Source organism: Dyadobacter sp. UC 10 (assembly GCF_008369915.1).
Taxonomy (GTDB): Bacteria; Bacteroidota; Bacteroidia; order Cytophagales; family Spirosomataceae; genus Dyadobacter.
The window spans coordinates 3,232,374-3,247,577 of record NZ_VSRN01000001.1 but is presented as its reverse complement, the minus strand read 5'-3'; the positions used below and the strand labels follow the sequence as shown (position 1 = coordinate 3,247,577).

The 15,204-nt window shown below is 43.3% G+C and carries 16 protein-coding genes; 6 read left to right on the top strand and 10 right to left on the bottom strand.

Annotation, left to right across the window (positions count from 1 at the left end):
- Positions 1-89: 89 nt before the first annotated feature.
- From FXO21_RS13465 to FXO21_RS13455, 3 genes are all read right to left on the bottom strand, one after another.
- Positions 90-872: a LytR/AlgR family response regulator transcription factor gene (locus tag FXO21_RS13465; RefSeq protein WP_149640555.1), complete on the bottom strand. Its 783-nt coding sequence runs from the start codon at positions 870-872 to the stop codon at positions 90-92.
- Positions 856-2,304, bottom strand: coding sequence for a histidine kinase (locus FXO21_RS13460; RefSeq protein WP_149640554.1), 1,449 nt, complete (start codon positions 2,302-2,304; stop codon positions 856-858). The genes FXO21_RS13465 and FXO21_RS13460 overlap by 17 nt, the downstream gene beginning before the upstream one ends.
- A 196-nt stretch (positions 2,305-2,500) precedes the next feature.
- On the bottom strand, positions 2,501-3,136 hold the full coding sequence (locus FXO21_RS13455; protein WP_149640553.1) for a 3-keto-disaccharide hydrolase: 636 nt from the start codon (positions 3,134-3,136) through the stop codon (positions 2,501-2,503).
- A 94-nt stretch (positions 3,137-3,230) separates the two neighbouring features.
- Between FXO21_RS13455 and FXO21_RS13450 the strand changes: the two genes are divergently transcribed.
- Positions 3,231-3,734, top strand: a complete 504-nt coding sequence (locus FXO21_RS13450) for a fasciclin domain-containing protein (RefSeq protein ID WP_149640552.1) — start codon at positions 3,231-3,233, stop codon at positions 3,732-3,734.
- Between the two features lie 64 nt (positions 3,735-3,798).
- On the opposite strand, the gene FXO21_RS13445 is transcribed toward FXO21_RS13450, so the two are convergent.
- Positions 3,799-4,218, bottom strand: coding sequence for a nucleoside-diphosphate kinase (locus FXO21_RS13445; RefSeq protein ID WP_149640551.1), 420 nt, complete (start codon positions 4,216-4,218; stop codon positions 3,799-3,801).
- Positions 4,219-4,418: 200 nt separating this feature from the next.
- Between FXO21_RS13445 and FXO21_RS13440 the strand changes: the two genes are divergently transcribed.
- From FXO21_RS13440 to FXO21_RS13425, 4 genes are all read left to right on the top strand, one after another.
- Positions 4,419-5,453 (top strand): DHH family phosphoesterase, encoded by a 1,035-nt coding sequence (locus tag FXO21_RS13440; protein ID WP_149640550.1) that lies wholly within the window; start codon positions 4,419-4,421, stop codon positions 5,451-5,453.
- 51 nt (positions 5,454-5,504) lie between these two features.
- Entirely contained in the window at positions 5,505-6,410 is a 906-nt protein-coding gene (locus FXO21_RS13435) for an FKBP-type peptidyl-prolyl cis-trans isomerase (RefSeq protein WP_149640549.1), read from the top strand.
- A gap of 81 nt (positions 6,411-6,491) precedes the next feature.
- Positions 6,492-7,085 (top strand): non-canonical purine NTP diphosphatase, encoded by a 594-nt coding sequence (locus tag FXO21_RS13430; protein WP_149640548.1) that lies wholly within the window; start codon positions 6,492-6,494, stop codon positions 7,083-7,085.
- A 12-nt stretch (positions 7,086-7,097) separates the two neighbouring features.
- Positions 7,098-7,979 carry a polyphosphate kinase 2 family protein gene (locus FXO21_RS13425; protein WP_149640547.1) on the top strand — a complete coding sequence of 294 codons (882 nt, stop codon included), beginning with the start codon at positions 7,098-7,100 and terminating at the stop codon, positions 7,977-7,979.
- Between the two features lie 81 nt (positions 7,980-8,060).
- Here FXO21_RS13425 and FXO21_RS13420 read toward each other — a convergent pair whose 3' ends face one another.
- From FXO21_RS13420 to eno, 5 genes are all read right to left on the bottom strand, one after another.
- The gene (locus FXO21_RS13420) at positions 8,061-9,011 is read right to left on the bottom strand and encodes a synaptonemal complex protein 1 (protein WP_149640546.1); all 951 of its coding nucleotides are present in this window, start codon (positions 9,009-9,011) and stop codon (positions 8,061-8,063) included.
- A gap of 318 nt (positions 9,012-9,329) precedes the next feature.
- Positions 9,330-9,914: a hypothetical protein gene (locus FXO21_RS13415; protein ID WP_149640545.1), complete on the bottom strand. Its 585-nt coding sequence runs from the start codon at positions 9,912-9,914 to the stop codon at positions 9,330-9,332.
- A gap of 72 nt (positions 9,915-9,986) precedes the next feature.
- Positions 9,987-11,519 carry a 2,3-bisphosphoglycerate-independent phosphoglycerate mutase gene (gene gpmI / locus FXO21_RS13410; RefSeq protein ID WP_149640544.1) on the bottom strand — a complete coding sequence of 511 codons (1,533 nt, stop codon included), beginning with the start codon at positions 11,517-11,519 and terminating at the stop codon, positions 9,987-9,989.
- Between the two features lie 40 nt (positions 11,520-11,559).
- Positions 11,560-11,892: an FtsB family cell division protein gene (locus tag FXO21_RS13405; protein ID WP_149640543.1), complete on the bottom strand. Its 333-nt coding sequence runs from the start codon at positions 11,890-11,892 to the stop codon at positions 11,560-11,562.
- Between the two features lie 51 nt (positions 11,893-11,943).
- Entirely contained in the window at positions 11,944-13,215 is a 1,272-nt protein-coding gene (gene eno, locus FXO21_RS13400) for a phosphopyruvate hydratase (RefSeq protein WP_149640542.1), read from the bottom strand.
- Positions 13,216-13,343: 128 nt separating this feature from the next.
- Here eno and FXO21_RS13395 point away from each other — a divergent pair, with 128 nt between their 5' ends.
- Positions 13,344-14,048 carry a thioredoxin domain-containing protein gene (locus FXO21_RS13395; protein ID WP_149640541.1) on the top strand — a complete coding sequence of 235 codons (705 nt, stop codon included), beginning with the start codon at positions 13,344-13,346 and terminating at the stop codon, positions 14,046-14,048.
- 34 nt (positions 14,049-14,082) lie between these two features.
- On the opposite strand, the gene carA is transcribed toward FXO21_RS13395, so the two are convergent.
- The gene (carA, locus tag FXO21_RS13390; protein WP_149640540.1) at positions 14,083-15,186 is read right to left on the bottom strand and encodes a glutamine-hydrolyzing carbamoyl-phosphate synthase small subunit; all 1,104 of its coding nucleotides are present in this window, start codon (positions 15,184-15,186) and stop codon (positions 14,083-14,085) included.
- Positions 15,187-15,204: the final 18 nt, after the last annotated feature.

Genomic DNA, 15,204 nt, shown 5'->3' with positions numbered 1-15,204 from the left:
ATCAAAATTGTAAACGAGGGCGCAATTTAGGAATAAGTATTGCCTATACAAAATCAATAATTCTTAATAAACGAATGGTGATAAGCGTATTAATTATCAAGAAGATGACGTATCGCATCCCCGTAAGTGCTGCCGCTCGTAACCTGTGAAGCCTTTCGGTCACGTAGTACGATCACATACTTTCCATTGAAATGCTTCTGGATTTCTTTGATATGATGGGAGTTGACGATGCCTGCTCTGCTGATGCGCAGATAATGCTTGGGAAGCTTTTCTTCAAGTGAAGTCAGAGTGTAATTGAGAAGGTATTTCTGTCCGTCCAGCGTATTGAGGAACACATATTTTTCTTCCGCTTCAAAATGGGTAATTTCTGTCATCGGGATCAGCAAAATCCGATCGCCCGATTTGACTGAAAGTGAAAATATTTCCTTTTTAGGCTTCATTTCTTCCAGTAACCTCAGCAGGTTCTCGGAGTACGGGTTCACATTTCCTGTGCTGCTCGTCCCCGCTTTGGTAATATTCCGGATCTTGTCGATCGTTTTAAGCAGCCTGTCATTTTCAACAGGTTTTAAAAGATAGTCAACTGAATTCTCTTCAAAAGCCCTGATCGCATATTGATCGTAAGCCGTTGAAAATACAACAAGCGGCATTTTGGTGAGTTTGGAAAGCATTTCAAAACCATTCAGAAGCGGCATTTCAATATCCAGAAAAATAACATCCGGGCTGTGCCTGTTGATCTCGATCAAACCTTCCGCTCCATTTTTTGCTTCGGAAACAATATTAAAAACGTCCGAATGCTTGTCCAGCAATCTTCGCAAACGGCTTAATGCCAGCGGCTCATCGTCGATCAATATGGTTTTAAGAGGAAACTGCATGACTAAAATTTTGGTGTTGTCCCATTACTGATTTTTGGATCGCAATATTGACGGTCTTGCTGGGCTCATTGTGGAGTTCAAGCCGGGCATTGTCGCCATAAAGCAGTTTCAATTTATCCTGAATACTCCTGATCCCGTAGCCGGCTCCCATTGTTTCGGGGAATGCCGGACCGTTATCGTGTACGCAAAGATGCAGCCAGGATTCTTCTTCATATATCCTAACCACAATATTTCCTTCCTCCGCCATATGCGAAATACCGTGCTTGATCGCATTCTCCACAATAGGTTGCAAAATAAATTTGGGAACCTGTAATTGCCTCAATTCTTCCTTCATTACTTCAACGCTAAACCTCAGCCTTGTCCCGAAACGCACTTTCTCTACCTGCAGGTAGGTTTCCACCATTTCCAGCTCGTTTTCTATTGTGTCAAAATAATCGTTCGTTTTCCGGCCGGTTGTGTACCTGAACAATTTGGAAAGCAGCAATGTCATTTCCTCCGCCTTGTCGGGATCTTCATGTACCAGGCTGGCAATGCTGTTCAATGAATTATAAAGAAAGTGAGGGTTGATACGCGCCTGCAAGGCGTCCAGCTCGGCACGTGTTTTAAGCTTTTCGAGATTCAACAATTGATATTCCTGATCAGAGATCTTTCGGGAGAGTTGCTGGCCTTTCCTTCTTAAGAAGTAAAAAACATTGGCAATCGCCACCGGTACCCAGGCATACCAGTACCAGGGCGCATTTTGCGAGGGTTCGTCCGGATATTGCATCACATACTCGCTTACAATATGGGTTGCAAACAAATGGTGTATACCCAGTGCCAGCAGGGTATCAAACAAAAACACCGTGATCGAAAGGATCAGGTGTTTGGCAAGCAGGCTCTTGATAATGAAATCGAGCCAGGTTGTGAGCCCCTGAGTAACAAGGATTGTAAACACACCGGTAGCTATATTGAGGACTACCAGGTATTTGTAAAAAGCCAGACGGACGGGCTCTTCGGTGAAGGACAGCTCGGCTGTAAAATAGGCTATTGCATTAAAGCCATACAAGACTACTGCACCCAGAAAAGCCGCTGCCAGGGTGCCGATCCAGCTTTGGCTCTGAATAATAGCTATCAGACTGAAATCCTGCCAGTTAAAGGATTTTTCCTGTGAAGTGAAACTAAAATTAGCGCCCTCTACTTTTGCTCCGCTCAAATCAACATCGCAAAGGCTACTGAAACTAAGATCCGCATTTCGCAGATCCGCATTTCGGAATGTGGTTCGGTCAAGGGCTGAAAAACGAAGTTTAGCGTTGCGAAGATTAGCCCCGTCGAAATTGATGTCCTTTAAGCTCGAAAAGCTAAAATCGGCATTTTCCAGATCCATGTTGCTAAAATCCCTGCCGTCAAGCGATGCGGCAGTCATACGCAGCGTCTTTGTTCTTTTCTCGTTCATACATAACCCTTTTGTTCGTATAGGTTTGGCTTACTATTATGTCCCGATGAGCTGATGACACATAAAAAAGCTTCATGGCTAACAGATTGCGTTATAATTGACACAAATCTATTTTCCATGAAGCCTGTTTGTTAGGTATTTCCGACGAACTGTCAGCTAGGCGGAATGAATCCCACCGGCACAGGAATGAAAAAGCTTACAGCTCTTCCAGCATGATATTTTTCCAGCGCACCTTTATACCACCGCCATCGTGAATCTGCAATGCGATCGAACCATTTCCTGCACCGATCTTCGCATCATCCAGATCGACCATTGCATTACCATTCAGCCAGGTCTGCACTTTGTCGCCTACCGCTCGGATCCGCAACGTGTTCCATTCGCCCATTTTCAGGAAACCTTCCTTTTCTTCCGGGATCTGAACGAGCCAGTTGCGGCCATATGATTCGTAAATGCCACCGGTGTCGTGATTTGGTGGGGCTACCTCTACCTGCCAGCCGGAAACTTTGGTACCGTCGACCGTCGAACGGAAGAAAACGCCGCTATTTCCATTTGCCTCCTGTTTGAACTGCAGCGAAAGGTCGAAGTTTTTGTAAAATTTGTCGGTGGTCAGATAACCATATTGTTTGTCGGGTCCGCTTTCGCAAACCAGCTCGCCTTTTTCGACATACCATTTTTCGGTACCATTGATTTTCCAGCCGCTCAAATCTTTTCCATTAAATAGCTTAACAGGTTTTTTCACCTGTGGATCACCGTTTTCCTGCGTCGCCAGGAACGCGGAATTGACGAATAGAATGGCGCAGCAAATGAGAAGCAGTTGTCTTGTTTTTAACATTTTTGTTTGGGGATTAGGATTAAAAAATTGCCGGCAAAATGCAGTTAAAATACATTTTCCATTAGTTTTACAAAAAATAACGATTTGGAAAGCTATGAAAAAAAACCGTTTTGTAGGGCGTTGGGCGACATTTTTTTTGATTGCAACATTGGTTTCGGCAACTGTATTCTCATGCAAAGAGAATAGCGATGACTTGGTAAAACCTAAAACTATAGCTGATGTCATTCTTGAAAACGGCCAGTTCAGCATACTTAAAGACATTATGATACGCGCAAAAATGACTGATGCGCTGAGAACGGATAATCTTACCGTTTTTGCCCCTGATAATAATGCTTTCGGCAAAGCGAACATTTTCAGTTCATCCGTGATCCCGGATGACTCCGTGAAGTATTTCCTTCAAAATCATATTATCAAAAACAGGACAAAAGCAGCTGATCTGAAAGTCGGGGATCATCCTGCCCTGAACAAGGCAAATCTGGTCATCACTAAAACAGACAGTGTTATCGCGGTGAATAAATCAGACGTTGTGATCCCGAATGTAAATGCAGATAATGGCGTGATCCACGTGATCGACAGTGTGGTAGTAGTGATCAAATGATTCAGGAAGACCATAAAAAAGCCCGGCAAAACAGATTTGCCGGGCTTTTTTATGGTCTTCTTAATTAGAACTGCTCGATATGGGCGAAAAAGAAATTGCCTTCGATCTCTCCATTTTCATCAGAATCAGAACCATGAATTGCATTTGCTTCGATTGATTTTGCAAACAATTTCCGGATCGTTCCTTCATCTGCATTGGCCGGGTTAGTTGCCCCGATCAGGGTGCGGAAGTCGGCCACCGCATTCTCCTTTTCAAGGATCATTGGAACGATAGGTCCAGAAGACATATACTTGCAAAGATCGTCGTAAAACGGGCGGTCTTTGTGAACAGCATAAAACTGACCTGCGCGTTCAGGGGTAAGTTGTGTTTTTTTTAAGGCAACAATACGAAATCCCGCCGCCTCAATCATCTTGATAATAGATCCCGAGTGACCGTCCTGTACGGCATCCGGCTTAATCATTGTGAATGTTTTATTCGTTGACATACTCAAAAGCTAAATTAATTTCCTGCAAAACTACTATTTTTCAATTTATATCCCTGATAGTTCGGCAACTATGCTCTCAAATGCTTAAAAGGCAATGTATACCAAGCCTTTCGCAGTCAGGATTAAGCAAATACCAACAGTTTTGTTAATTTTGTGGGCTTATATGCGTCGCGGAATTCCCCTTTTCGAAACAAATAACTGTGAATCAAACTGTTAAAGAGCTAAGCTCTTTTTTATCACTTCCCCAAAAAATCATCATCACGATGCACCGCGACCCTGATGCCGACGCACTGGGATCATCGCTTGGGTGGGCAAGCTATCTGGTAAAAAAGGGCCATGATGTAACCGTTATAAGCCCTACCGAATACACCGCGAACCTGCGATGGATGATTGGTCCGAACTCTGTACTGGTTTATGAAAAAGCCGCAGACCAGTATAAATGCAAACAAAAAATTCAGGAAGCCACATTAATATGCTGTCTGGATTTCTCGGCCCTATCCCGCCTGAAAGATCTTGGGAAAGTAGTTCAGGACGCCCCTGCCCCCAAATTAATGATCGATCATCACCTCGAACCGGAGCATTTTGCGAAATGGATGGTTTGGGATACCAACGCAGCTGCAACGGCGCAGCTTATTTACGCACTTATAAAAGAACTGGAAGCTGACGCGCCCGCCCGGCAAATATTCGATATCCCGATGGCTGAATATCTATATGCCGGCATTATGACCGACACAGGTTCATTCCGGCACGCGAATGTAACTGCCGACGTTCACCTTGCGGTAGCGGATCTGATGCACACGGGATTTGATTCAAGCAGGGTACACAGGCTGATTTATGACAATGCACCCCTGTCGAGGCTTCAATTTTTGGGGTACGTACTTTCTCAAAAACTAGTTGTTATTCCAAAATACCGCACTGCTTACATGGTATTGACGGAGGCAGAGTTGCAGAAATTCAATTCAAGTACCGGCGAAACGGAAGGTATAGTGAATTACGGGCTTCAGGTGGAGAACGTGGTCATGTCGGCTATGTTTATTGAAAGAAAGGGAGAAATTAAAATTTCTTTCAGGTCTGTTGGCTCGTTCTCGGTGCGAGATCTGGCGAGTGCACATTTTAATGGAGGTGGGCATAAAAATGCCAGCGGAGGAAGATCAGAACAGTCAGTAAATGAAACAGTTGAGTATTTTTTAAGCATACTTCCATTATACGAACAGGCCCTTTTAAGCGTTGACTAAACTTAAATTGATATATCAAATTCACAAGTATCTCATAATTAACACAATCAAATGAATCTTAAAACAATCGGTTATGCGATGGGCATAACTATCCTGGCAGCTTCCTGCAACAAATACCGGACGCAGGTTACGGACAGCGGCCTTAAATACCAGATCTTCGACCATGAAGACGACGCCAGAAAAGCGAAGCTTGGAGATATCATGTCTTTCCATCTTGTTTTGAAAAATGGTACTGATTCAACACTTAGGGATACTTACAAGGAAGGTAATCCAGTGAAAATGGTTTTGCAGGCGCCTCCTTTCAAAGGTAGTTTTGAAGAAGGTCTTGCAATGCTGGCGACTGGCGACAGCGCGAAATTCATGATCAATGCAGATACATTATTTGCCAAGATGATGCAGCCAATGCCTCCGATGATCAAAAAAGGCTCGGAGATCAGCTTCACCGTGAAAGTATTGAGCGTTTTGACTTCGGAAGAATTCCAGAAGCAACAGGCAGAAGCAGGCAGTAAACAAAAAGGTATCGATGCGAAAGTGATCGATAACTTCCTGGCAAAAAATAACCTGGCCGGCAAAGCCAGAAAAACTGCATCAGGACTGGTCTATGTGCCACAAACAGAGGGTACAGGAGCAAGTCCGGTGTCGGGAGATAATGTGAAAGTTCATTATACGGGAAAATTCCTTGACGGGAAAGAGTTTGACAGTTCTAAAAATCAGGGAAAACCCCTGGATCTTCAGGTTGGCCAGGGGATGGTAATCCCTGGTTGGGAAGAAGGTATCATGCTGATGAAAAAAGGGGAAAAAGGCCTTCTGATAATTCCTTCGGGACTTGCTTACGGGCCGGAAGCTTACGGTCCGATCCCAGGGAACTCCGTATTGCAGTTTGAAATGGAATTGATCGATTTTTCAAAAGGACCAGCCACTCCGGCAGCTCCTCCGGTTGCCCCTCCATCAAGGTAATCAATATAAAATTTGAACGGCCGCTTCACAAGAGTGGCCGTTTTTTTGTGTAAAATGCGCCGATATTCACTTGTGCATTTTATGAAACTTTGCTTCGCTACAAATAATCTAAACAAGCTCACCGAAATACAAGCGCTCCTGGGCGATCAGTTCGAGCTTGTCACGCTGGCTGATATCGGCTGCGAAACTGACATTCCCGAACCCTATGATACGATTTCCGAAAATTCATATGGAAAGGCTGCTTACGTGCATAAAAATTTCAGAATAGACTGTTTCGCGGATGACACCGGACTGGAAGTAAGTGCATTAAATGGCGAGCCTGGCGTCATGTCGGCAAGGTATGCCGGGCCGCAGCGCGACTCTGAAGATAATATAGCATTACTACTTCAAAAGCTTTCTGCTTTTACCGACAGGAGCGCACGTTTTGTTACTGTCATTACCCTGGTTTTAGATGGAACATTTCATCAGTTTGAAGGAATTGTTCAGGGCAACATTATTTCCGCTAAAAGGGGCACAAATGGCTTTGGCTATGATCCTGTGTTCGTTCCTGATGGTTATGAAAAAACATTTGCGGAAATGACATTGGAAGAAAAATCGCAGCTTAGTCACAGGGCCCGCGCATTTACGAAACTTGTGAAATTTTTACAGACAAACCGTGTTGACATTCAACCTTAAACCGCTCTCAAAATGCAAGACTTCGATCCCGCAGACTTCCGTGTAGACGGCACCAAGAAATTTGACATCAGCAAAACAAAGACCCGTTTTAAAGATATTTATGACAATAAGGAAGATTATGAGGCGCAGCAAAGAGAACAGGCTGAGGCACTGGACGAACTTCAAACGCTGATGTATGCCCACAATCGCTACGGTCTGCTTGTTATATTCCAAGCGATGGACGCGGCTGGAAAAGACGGAACGATCAAGCATGTTCTTGCGGGCGTCAATCCAGTGGGTATCAAGATCCATTCTTTCAAGAGACCTACCGAAACCGAACTAAGCCATGATTTTTTATGGCGTACCAATCAAGTGTTGCCACAAAGAGGCACAATCACCATTTTCAACCGTAGCTACTACGAAGAAGTGTTGGTTGTGAAGGTCGAGCCGGATATTTTGAAAGAATCTCAAAAATTACCTCTTGAACTTACAGAGGATTTGGACAAAGTTTGGAAACATCGGTATTCTGATATCCGTCATCTCGAAAAATATCTCTATCGCAATGGCATCAGGGTTATCAAGTTTTTTCTGAACGTCTCAAAAGAAGAACAGGCTGAGCGGTTAATCGAGCGCATTGAGGATCCCTCCAAAAACTGGAAATTCGACGAGCAGGATGTAAAAGTGCGGGCCAAATGGGATGAATACATGAATGCTTACGAAGAGTGCATTAACGCAACTGCATCCGAAAAAGCGCCCTGGTATGTAGTTCCGGCCGACGATAAGAAAAATATGAGGCTATGTGTAGCGAAAATTATTCAGGAAGAGCTGAAAAATATGAAGATGTCATACCCTGCCCCAGAAAACGGCGAATTGTTACAGCAATACATCGGTGTGATCAAGGAGCAGAATAAATAGATTCTATGGAATTAAATACGAAAAAAGCGGCCGATATAAACCGGCCGCCTTCATAGCTATGCATGGTGTGAAGTTGTAACCTTATTTGATGGTAAAATTACCACCTCCAATTTTGTAACCCTCAGCATATAACTCTACATTATATTTTCCAGGGCGGAATTGAGAAGCGTTATCGTACAGCATCTCAACTTTTTGGTTGTTATTTTGAAATGCTACCGACTCGCGGGTTGTGAACTTAGATGGTGCTCCATCCACTTCAAACTCGCCTGATCCCGTTGCATCATCAGCAATAACAGCTCCCTGTGGATCCAAAACTCTTACATAGATATCTTTTGATTCCTGAGCGGTAAGCTCATTTTCCGGCAGGTTGAAAACAAGTTTCAGCTTGTCAACTTTTTTGCCTTTATATTCTTCTTTGTCTTTCACCTTGCCTCTTGAATTAACGGTCAGGATTTTAAGGTTCTGAGCTCTCAATGCAGCTGCTTTGCTGACTTTGTCACTCAACTCCCTGTTAGCCGCAGTGAAAGTTACAACCGAGTCAGTAAGCTCAGTCTGACGCTGAACCAGTCTCTCACGTTCGCTGGTCAATGTACCAACATGTGTGCTTAAAGAATCGTTGGAAGCTACCAGGTGCTCGTTTTCAGCTTTCAGTTGAGCGATCATTTCATCCTTCTCAGTCAGGAATTTTTCATATTCCTTGATCTTACCCAGGTATTTGTTCGTCTCAACTCTTCTGCTTCTGCTGAAAGCCACTTTATCAGCTTCCAGTTTCTCTTTCATTTTCGTCAGTTCAGTGATATCTCCGCCCAATCTTTCTACTTCGGCGATCTTCGAATCAAGAACTGTGGAAATCGAATCCAATTTAGTTTTGGTTACAGCCAACTCTCTTGCCTTTTCAACTACCATCGATTCCTGCTGTGTCAACTCTTGTTTTTGAGTCGTAAACAAGTAGCCAAACATGGCTGTTGCTAGCCCAAGGACAACTACCATCGCCCAGGCTATGCTTTGCTTATTTTTCTGTTCTTGTTGCATTGAATGTTAAGTTTATTTATGATTTAGTTTACATGTTGACTGGTAAGTCCGGGTCTACATGGTTTCATTACAGATTCATCCAATACTATGCCGAATTTCAATGCACAATCAGAAAGAGGGAATATACGCAAATTACATTTCTCGAAATAGTGCTATAAATATGCACCAATGCCGGTATTTTAGTATTTTTTGGAGATATTTTTCCGAGCGATACAATCTCGCAAAACCCAGCTTGGTTGATTTATACAGCGCTGCATTTGGGTAATGTTTACCCAAATTATGGTGTAAGCGTACAGAGTGGACGCCATCAGGAACCCGCTATTGTCCTATTTTTGAAGTTATGCTGAAGGATTTGGGCTCCATAAAGATTAGCTTTTGGTAACCGCTTACCAAGTAAAAAGAGATTTGCGGAAGATTGTTTTTCCGGGAATAAGTCAATTCGATGTTTTTCTCCGACTCGTAAATCCGGTTTTTGGATTGGATTATGGCTGTGACACGAACCGGAGATTTTAAAAGAGTATCAACAACTATTTTGAGATAGCGAACCGGGAGATCTGCATTTTGCTTTAATCTGTATTCAAATGTGGCTGAATCCTTGCGTACAACGTCATAGCTCTGCGCATAGGAAGGCTTGTTAATATCTGCTTGAAGAAATAGGCCAAATTCTTTATCCCAGTCAATTTCTGCTGACTGTATCGTCTGTGCCTCTCCGTCCAGCTTTGCCGTTTTTGTTACCTGTGGCTTTTTTTCTTTCAGGTAAACAATCTGATCTTCTACAAAACCCCGCAAGTCGTAGTAGGCCTTTTCATTCCTTTCATCGGTTTTGCGTTCATCACAACCGAAAAGCACAAAGCACGCCAAAAAGGCGAACACAAAATTTCTGACGAATATCCTTGTAGTCAAGCAACTCATATTTAAAAAAACAGAGAGCTGTTTAAAGCTCTCCGTAGGCAACAAGATTTACAAATGTTAAGTTTAAAGAATGCTGGTCCCCGTCATTTCTTCTGGCTTTGGTATATCCATTAAAGCCAGAATTGTAGGAGCGATATCTGCTAGTTTTCCATCGTTAATAGGCATTTGATAACTATTATCAACCAATATACAAGGCACCAGATTTAATGAGTGGGCGGTGTTTGGCGAGCCGTCGTCATTTGACATATAATCCGAGTTGCCATGATCAGCGATGATAATGGAAGAGTATCCATGATTGAGACCGGTTGTCACAACTGCCTGAACACATTGGTCTACTGTTTCACATGCTTTAACAGCAGCTTCAAAAACACCTGTGTGACCCACCATATCAGGATTTGCAAAATTCAGACAAACGAAATCAACTTCCTCTTTTTCCAGTTCCGGAATAATTGAATCACGAATACCAAAAGCTGACATTTCCGGTTGAAGGTCATAAGTGGCCACCTTCGGGGATGGGCAGAGAAGTCTGCTCTCGCCTTCAAATGGCTTCTCTCTTCCGCCGGAAAAAAAGAACGTAACATGCGGATATTTTTCAGTTTCCGCAATACGAATCTGCTTTTTGCCAGCCGCTTCCAACACTTCTCCAAGTGTATTATTCAGATTGTCCTTATCGAAAATGACATCCACACCTTTGAAAGTATCGTCATAATTCGTCATTGTAATGTATTTCAAATTCAGCTTGTGCATGTTTTGCTCATGAAAATCCTGTTGGGTAAGGACCTCCGTAATTTCCCTTCCGCGATCTGTACGGAAGTTAAAACATAACACTACATCACCGTCTTCTATTACCGCAATAGGCTCACCCAATGCGTCCGTTGCGATAATTGGGGTGATGAATTCGTCGGTTACCCCTTCTTCATAGGACGTTTGTACAGCTTTTAGCACTTCCATTTCCGCGACCCTCTTTCCTTCACCATGTACCATCGCATCGTACGCAAGCTTAACCCGCTCCCATCTTTTATCACGATCCATCGCATAATAACGACCAGTCACACTCGCCAGCCTGCCGGTAGTTTTGCTCATGGTATCCTTCAAATCTGTCAGGAATCCCAAGCCGCTTTTCGGATCACAGTCCCTTCCGTCTGTAAATGCATGAACGAAGACTTTGTCGAGTCCCTGATCTGCCGCAATTTTGCATAGTCCTTTGAGATGCTCGATGTGTGAATGCACACCGCCGTCAGATACCAGACCGATAAAATGTAGCTTTTTGTTGTTTGTCTTCGCATATGTCAGAGCTTCGGTCAGCGCCTTTTCCCTGGCTAATGTACCTTCTGAGACAGCTAGATTAATTTTAACAAGATCCTGGTAAACAACCCTTCCTGCGCCAAGATTGGTATGACCAACTTCTGAATTCCCCATTTGTCCGTCAGGCAAACCCACTGCAAGGCCACTTGCCTGCAGCTTGCTGTGAGGATACTTTTGAAGAATACTATCGTAAAATGGAGTGTTTGCAGCGACAATAGCTGAACGGTTTTCCTCGCTTGATTTTGCGATTCCCCAACCGTCCATGATGATGAGAATTACTTTTCTGCTCAATGTTTTTAATATTAGAATATGATATTCCGTGAGTCTCGGCTCACTCCTCTTTTTTACTTTCTATCGGTTGATTGTTTTCGTCAACGATCACGAAAACCTCTTCATTGGGCTTTCTCATCAGGAACTTCTCCCGCGCCCATTTTTCTACCATTTTCGGATTCCCAAATACTTCATTCCGTTCCTTTTTCACTTGCGCGATTTTGTCTAATAGCTTAGACTTCTCGGTTTCAAGCTCCTTCATTTTCATCCTGTTAGAAAACACCACTTTCGCGTTGTTGTTATCCAGGAATAATACCCATATCAGCCAGGCAACAAGCGTGGCGACATAAAAATTTTTTAGCGTTTGGAAGGACCAGAACGAGTTACTTTTCATCAGCACTACCCGAAAATGAGAACCGGAGCGCTAGGCTCCGGTCTCGGTTAATCAGAATTTTAAACCTGGGAAATATGCGCTTTCACCGAGCTCTTCTTCGATCCGGAGTAGCTGGTTGTATTTCGCCATACGGTCCGAGCGGGATGCTGAACCTGTTTTGATCTGCCCTGTATTCAATGCAACGGCAAGATCGGCAATAGTTGAATCCTCAGTTTCACCGGATCTGTGCGACATAATGCTCTTGTAGCTGTTACGTTTTGCAAGATTTACAGTGTCAATTGTTTCAGTTAAAGAGCCTATTTGATTTACTTTAACAAGAACCGCATTTGCTATTTGTGACTCGATACCTTGTTGCAGACGGGTAACATTAGTAACAAAAAGATCATCTCCAACAAGCTGGCATTTCTTGCCAACTGAATCTGTCAATGTCTTCCAGCCAGCCCAGTCATCTTCATCCATTCCGTCTTCAATAGAGATAATAGGGTATTTAGCAACCCACTGAGTCCAGTAATCAGCCATTTCAGCAGAGCTCAATTTGCGCCCGTCTGATTTTTTGAAGTGATAGAATCCATCTTCGTAAAATTCAGAAACTGCTGCATCCATTGCAATGAAGATCTCTTCGCCTGGTTTGTAGCCCGCTTTTTCAATAGCCTGGATTACAATTTCGATCGCCTCTTCATTGGATTTGATATTTGGTGCAAATCCCCCTTCGTCACCAACGTTGGTTGAGTAGCCTTTGCTTTTCAATACAGTTTTAAGTGTATGGAAAACTTCAACACCCATGCGCAATGCCTGTGAAAATGTATCTGCTTTTGCAGGCATGATCATAAATTCCTGAAAATCGATGGAATTGTCGGCATGACTTCCTCCGTTCAGAATATTCATCATCGGAACCGGAAGCGTATTTGCGTTAGTACCGCCTACGTAACGATAAAGTGGAAGGTTTGCTTCCTGCGCGGCTGCTTTGGCAGCTGCAAGAGAAACACCAAGAATTGCGTTGGCACCTAACTTGCCCTTATTAGGCGTACCATCAAGCTCCAACATGATCTTATCTATCAGATTTTGCTCGAAAACTGAGCAACCGATCAATTCGGGGAAAATAATATCGTTTACATTTTCAACTGCCTGCAAAACTCCTTTTCCAACGTAAACGCTTTTGTCGTTATCGCGAAGTTCAACGGCCTCATGCTTTCCGGTCGATGCACCAGAAGGAACAGCAGCACGCCCCAGATAACCGTTTTCGGTACGAATATCAACTTCTATTGTTGGGTTTCCTCTTGAATCCAGAATTTGTCTTGCATGTACTGACTGAATCGTACTCATTTGCAGCTTTATTTTTTGATTATAAATTGAATATGTTAACGCCTACAAAATAACACAAAAAAATCGTCATCCATAAATGACAATTCACTTTAGGCTAAATTTACAATGCATTAACACAACCTGCTTTTATGAAAATTTTAAGTGCAATAACTCTTTTGATCCTGGCCCTGACGAATGCTGCCCTGGGCCAAATCCAACTTACTCCGGATGAATTCGAGCGACAGATTTCTAGCAACGAAAAAACACAGCTGCTTGACGTGCGTACTCCAAACGAATACCAGGATGGGCATTTGCGAAATGCGAAGAATATAAATTATAAAGATCCAAATTTTCGTCAGCTGGTTAGCGGGCTCGACAAAAACAAGCCGGTATATGTGTATTGCCTTTCGGGAGGACGAAGTGGAGCGGCTGCAAAGATCTTGCGGGAGAGCGGTTTTAATAAAATTTATGACCTGAAGGGTGGATACTTAAAATGGTCAGCGGCGGGTAAGAAAACAGAGGGTACCTCTGCAAGCGAATCAGTCAGCGCTATATCGAAAACAGATTTCCAGCATTTGATCGCTTCTGACAAGGTAGTGCTGGTTGACTTTTACGCTCCATGGTGTGCACCTTGTCAAAAAATGCTGCCAACCGTCAAGAAACTCACGTCCGAATACAGTGGAAAGGCAAAGATCCAGACAATTAACTACGATCAGAATAAGACGCTGGCTAAGGAGCTTAAAATTGAAGAAGTGCCCACTTTTTTGTTATATAAGAGTGGAAAGCTGGTAATGCGGAAAGAAGGGCTTCTGAGAGAGGAAGACTTTCGAGAATTATTGGATGCTAACATTTAAAATAAAAGACCTCCGTATGGAGGTCTTTTACAAATTAGTTTTCTTTCAACAATTTGATAAAGTCATCAAACAAATACCTTGAGTCATGCGGCCCTGGGGATGCCTCCGGATGATACTGTACAGAGAATGCCGGAGAATCCTTTCTTCTAATCCCTTCGATCGTATTGTCATTCAGGTTGACATGCGTGATCTCTATATCAGGGTGACTTTCGATCTCGCCCGGATTTACTGCAAAACCGTGATTTTGCGAAGTTATCTCACACAATCCCGTAAGAAGATTCTTGACAGGATGGTTCAGACCACGATGCCCGTGATGCATTTTGTAAGTACTGATACCGCTTGAGAGTGCCAGCAATTGATGCCCCAGGCATATCCCAAACAATGGCTTGCTGCTTTTAATCATCTCATTCACACTTTCCACAGCGTAAAGCATTGCAGAAGGATCGCCCGGCCCGTTCGATATAAAGAATCCGTCGGGCTGCCATTTCATTACTTCTTCGAAAGATGTCTTGGCTGGAAAAACCTTGCAATAACAACCGCGGGAAGTAAGATTAGAGAGAATGCTTTTTTTAATTCCATAATCCATTACCGCAATTCTCCACCTGCTGCCTTCCTCATCTCCCACGAAATAAGGTTCAATTGTCGTGACCTCCGACGACAATTCAAGACCGTCCATAGAAGGGATTTTCTTCAACTCCTCCATAAGAAGCGTCTCGTCGAGAATTTCTGAGGAGATGATTGCATTCATAACACCCTTTTCTCTTACATGTCGTACCAAATGCCTGGTGTCCACATTGCTTATCCCCACGATATTTGATCTCTCGAAATACTCTTGCAAAGAAAAGTCGGCGGTATCTCTCGAGTAAATCGCAGAAAATGTATTGCAGACCATCCCACGAATCTTTACGGAGCCTGATTCTTCCTCATCATCCAGCTGCACACCGTAGTTCCCAATGTGAGAATTGGTATTGACAATGATCTGACCATAATATGACGGATCAGTATAAATTTCCTGATAACCAGTCATGCCGGTGTTGAAGCAAATTTCGCCACCAGTCGTTCCACGTATTCCCAAAGCTAGACCTTTGTATGCTGTTCCGTCTTCAAGCAACAACAGAGCTTCCTTTTTTTGATTCATATATGGTTTTATCGATTT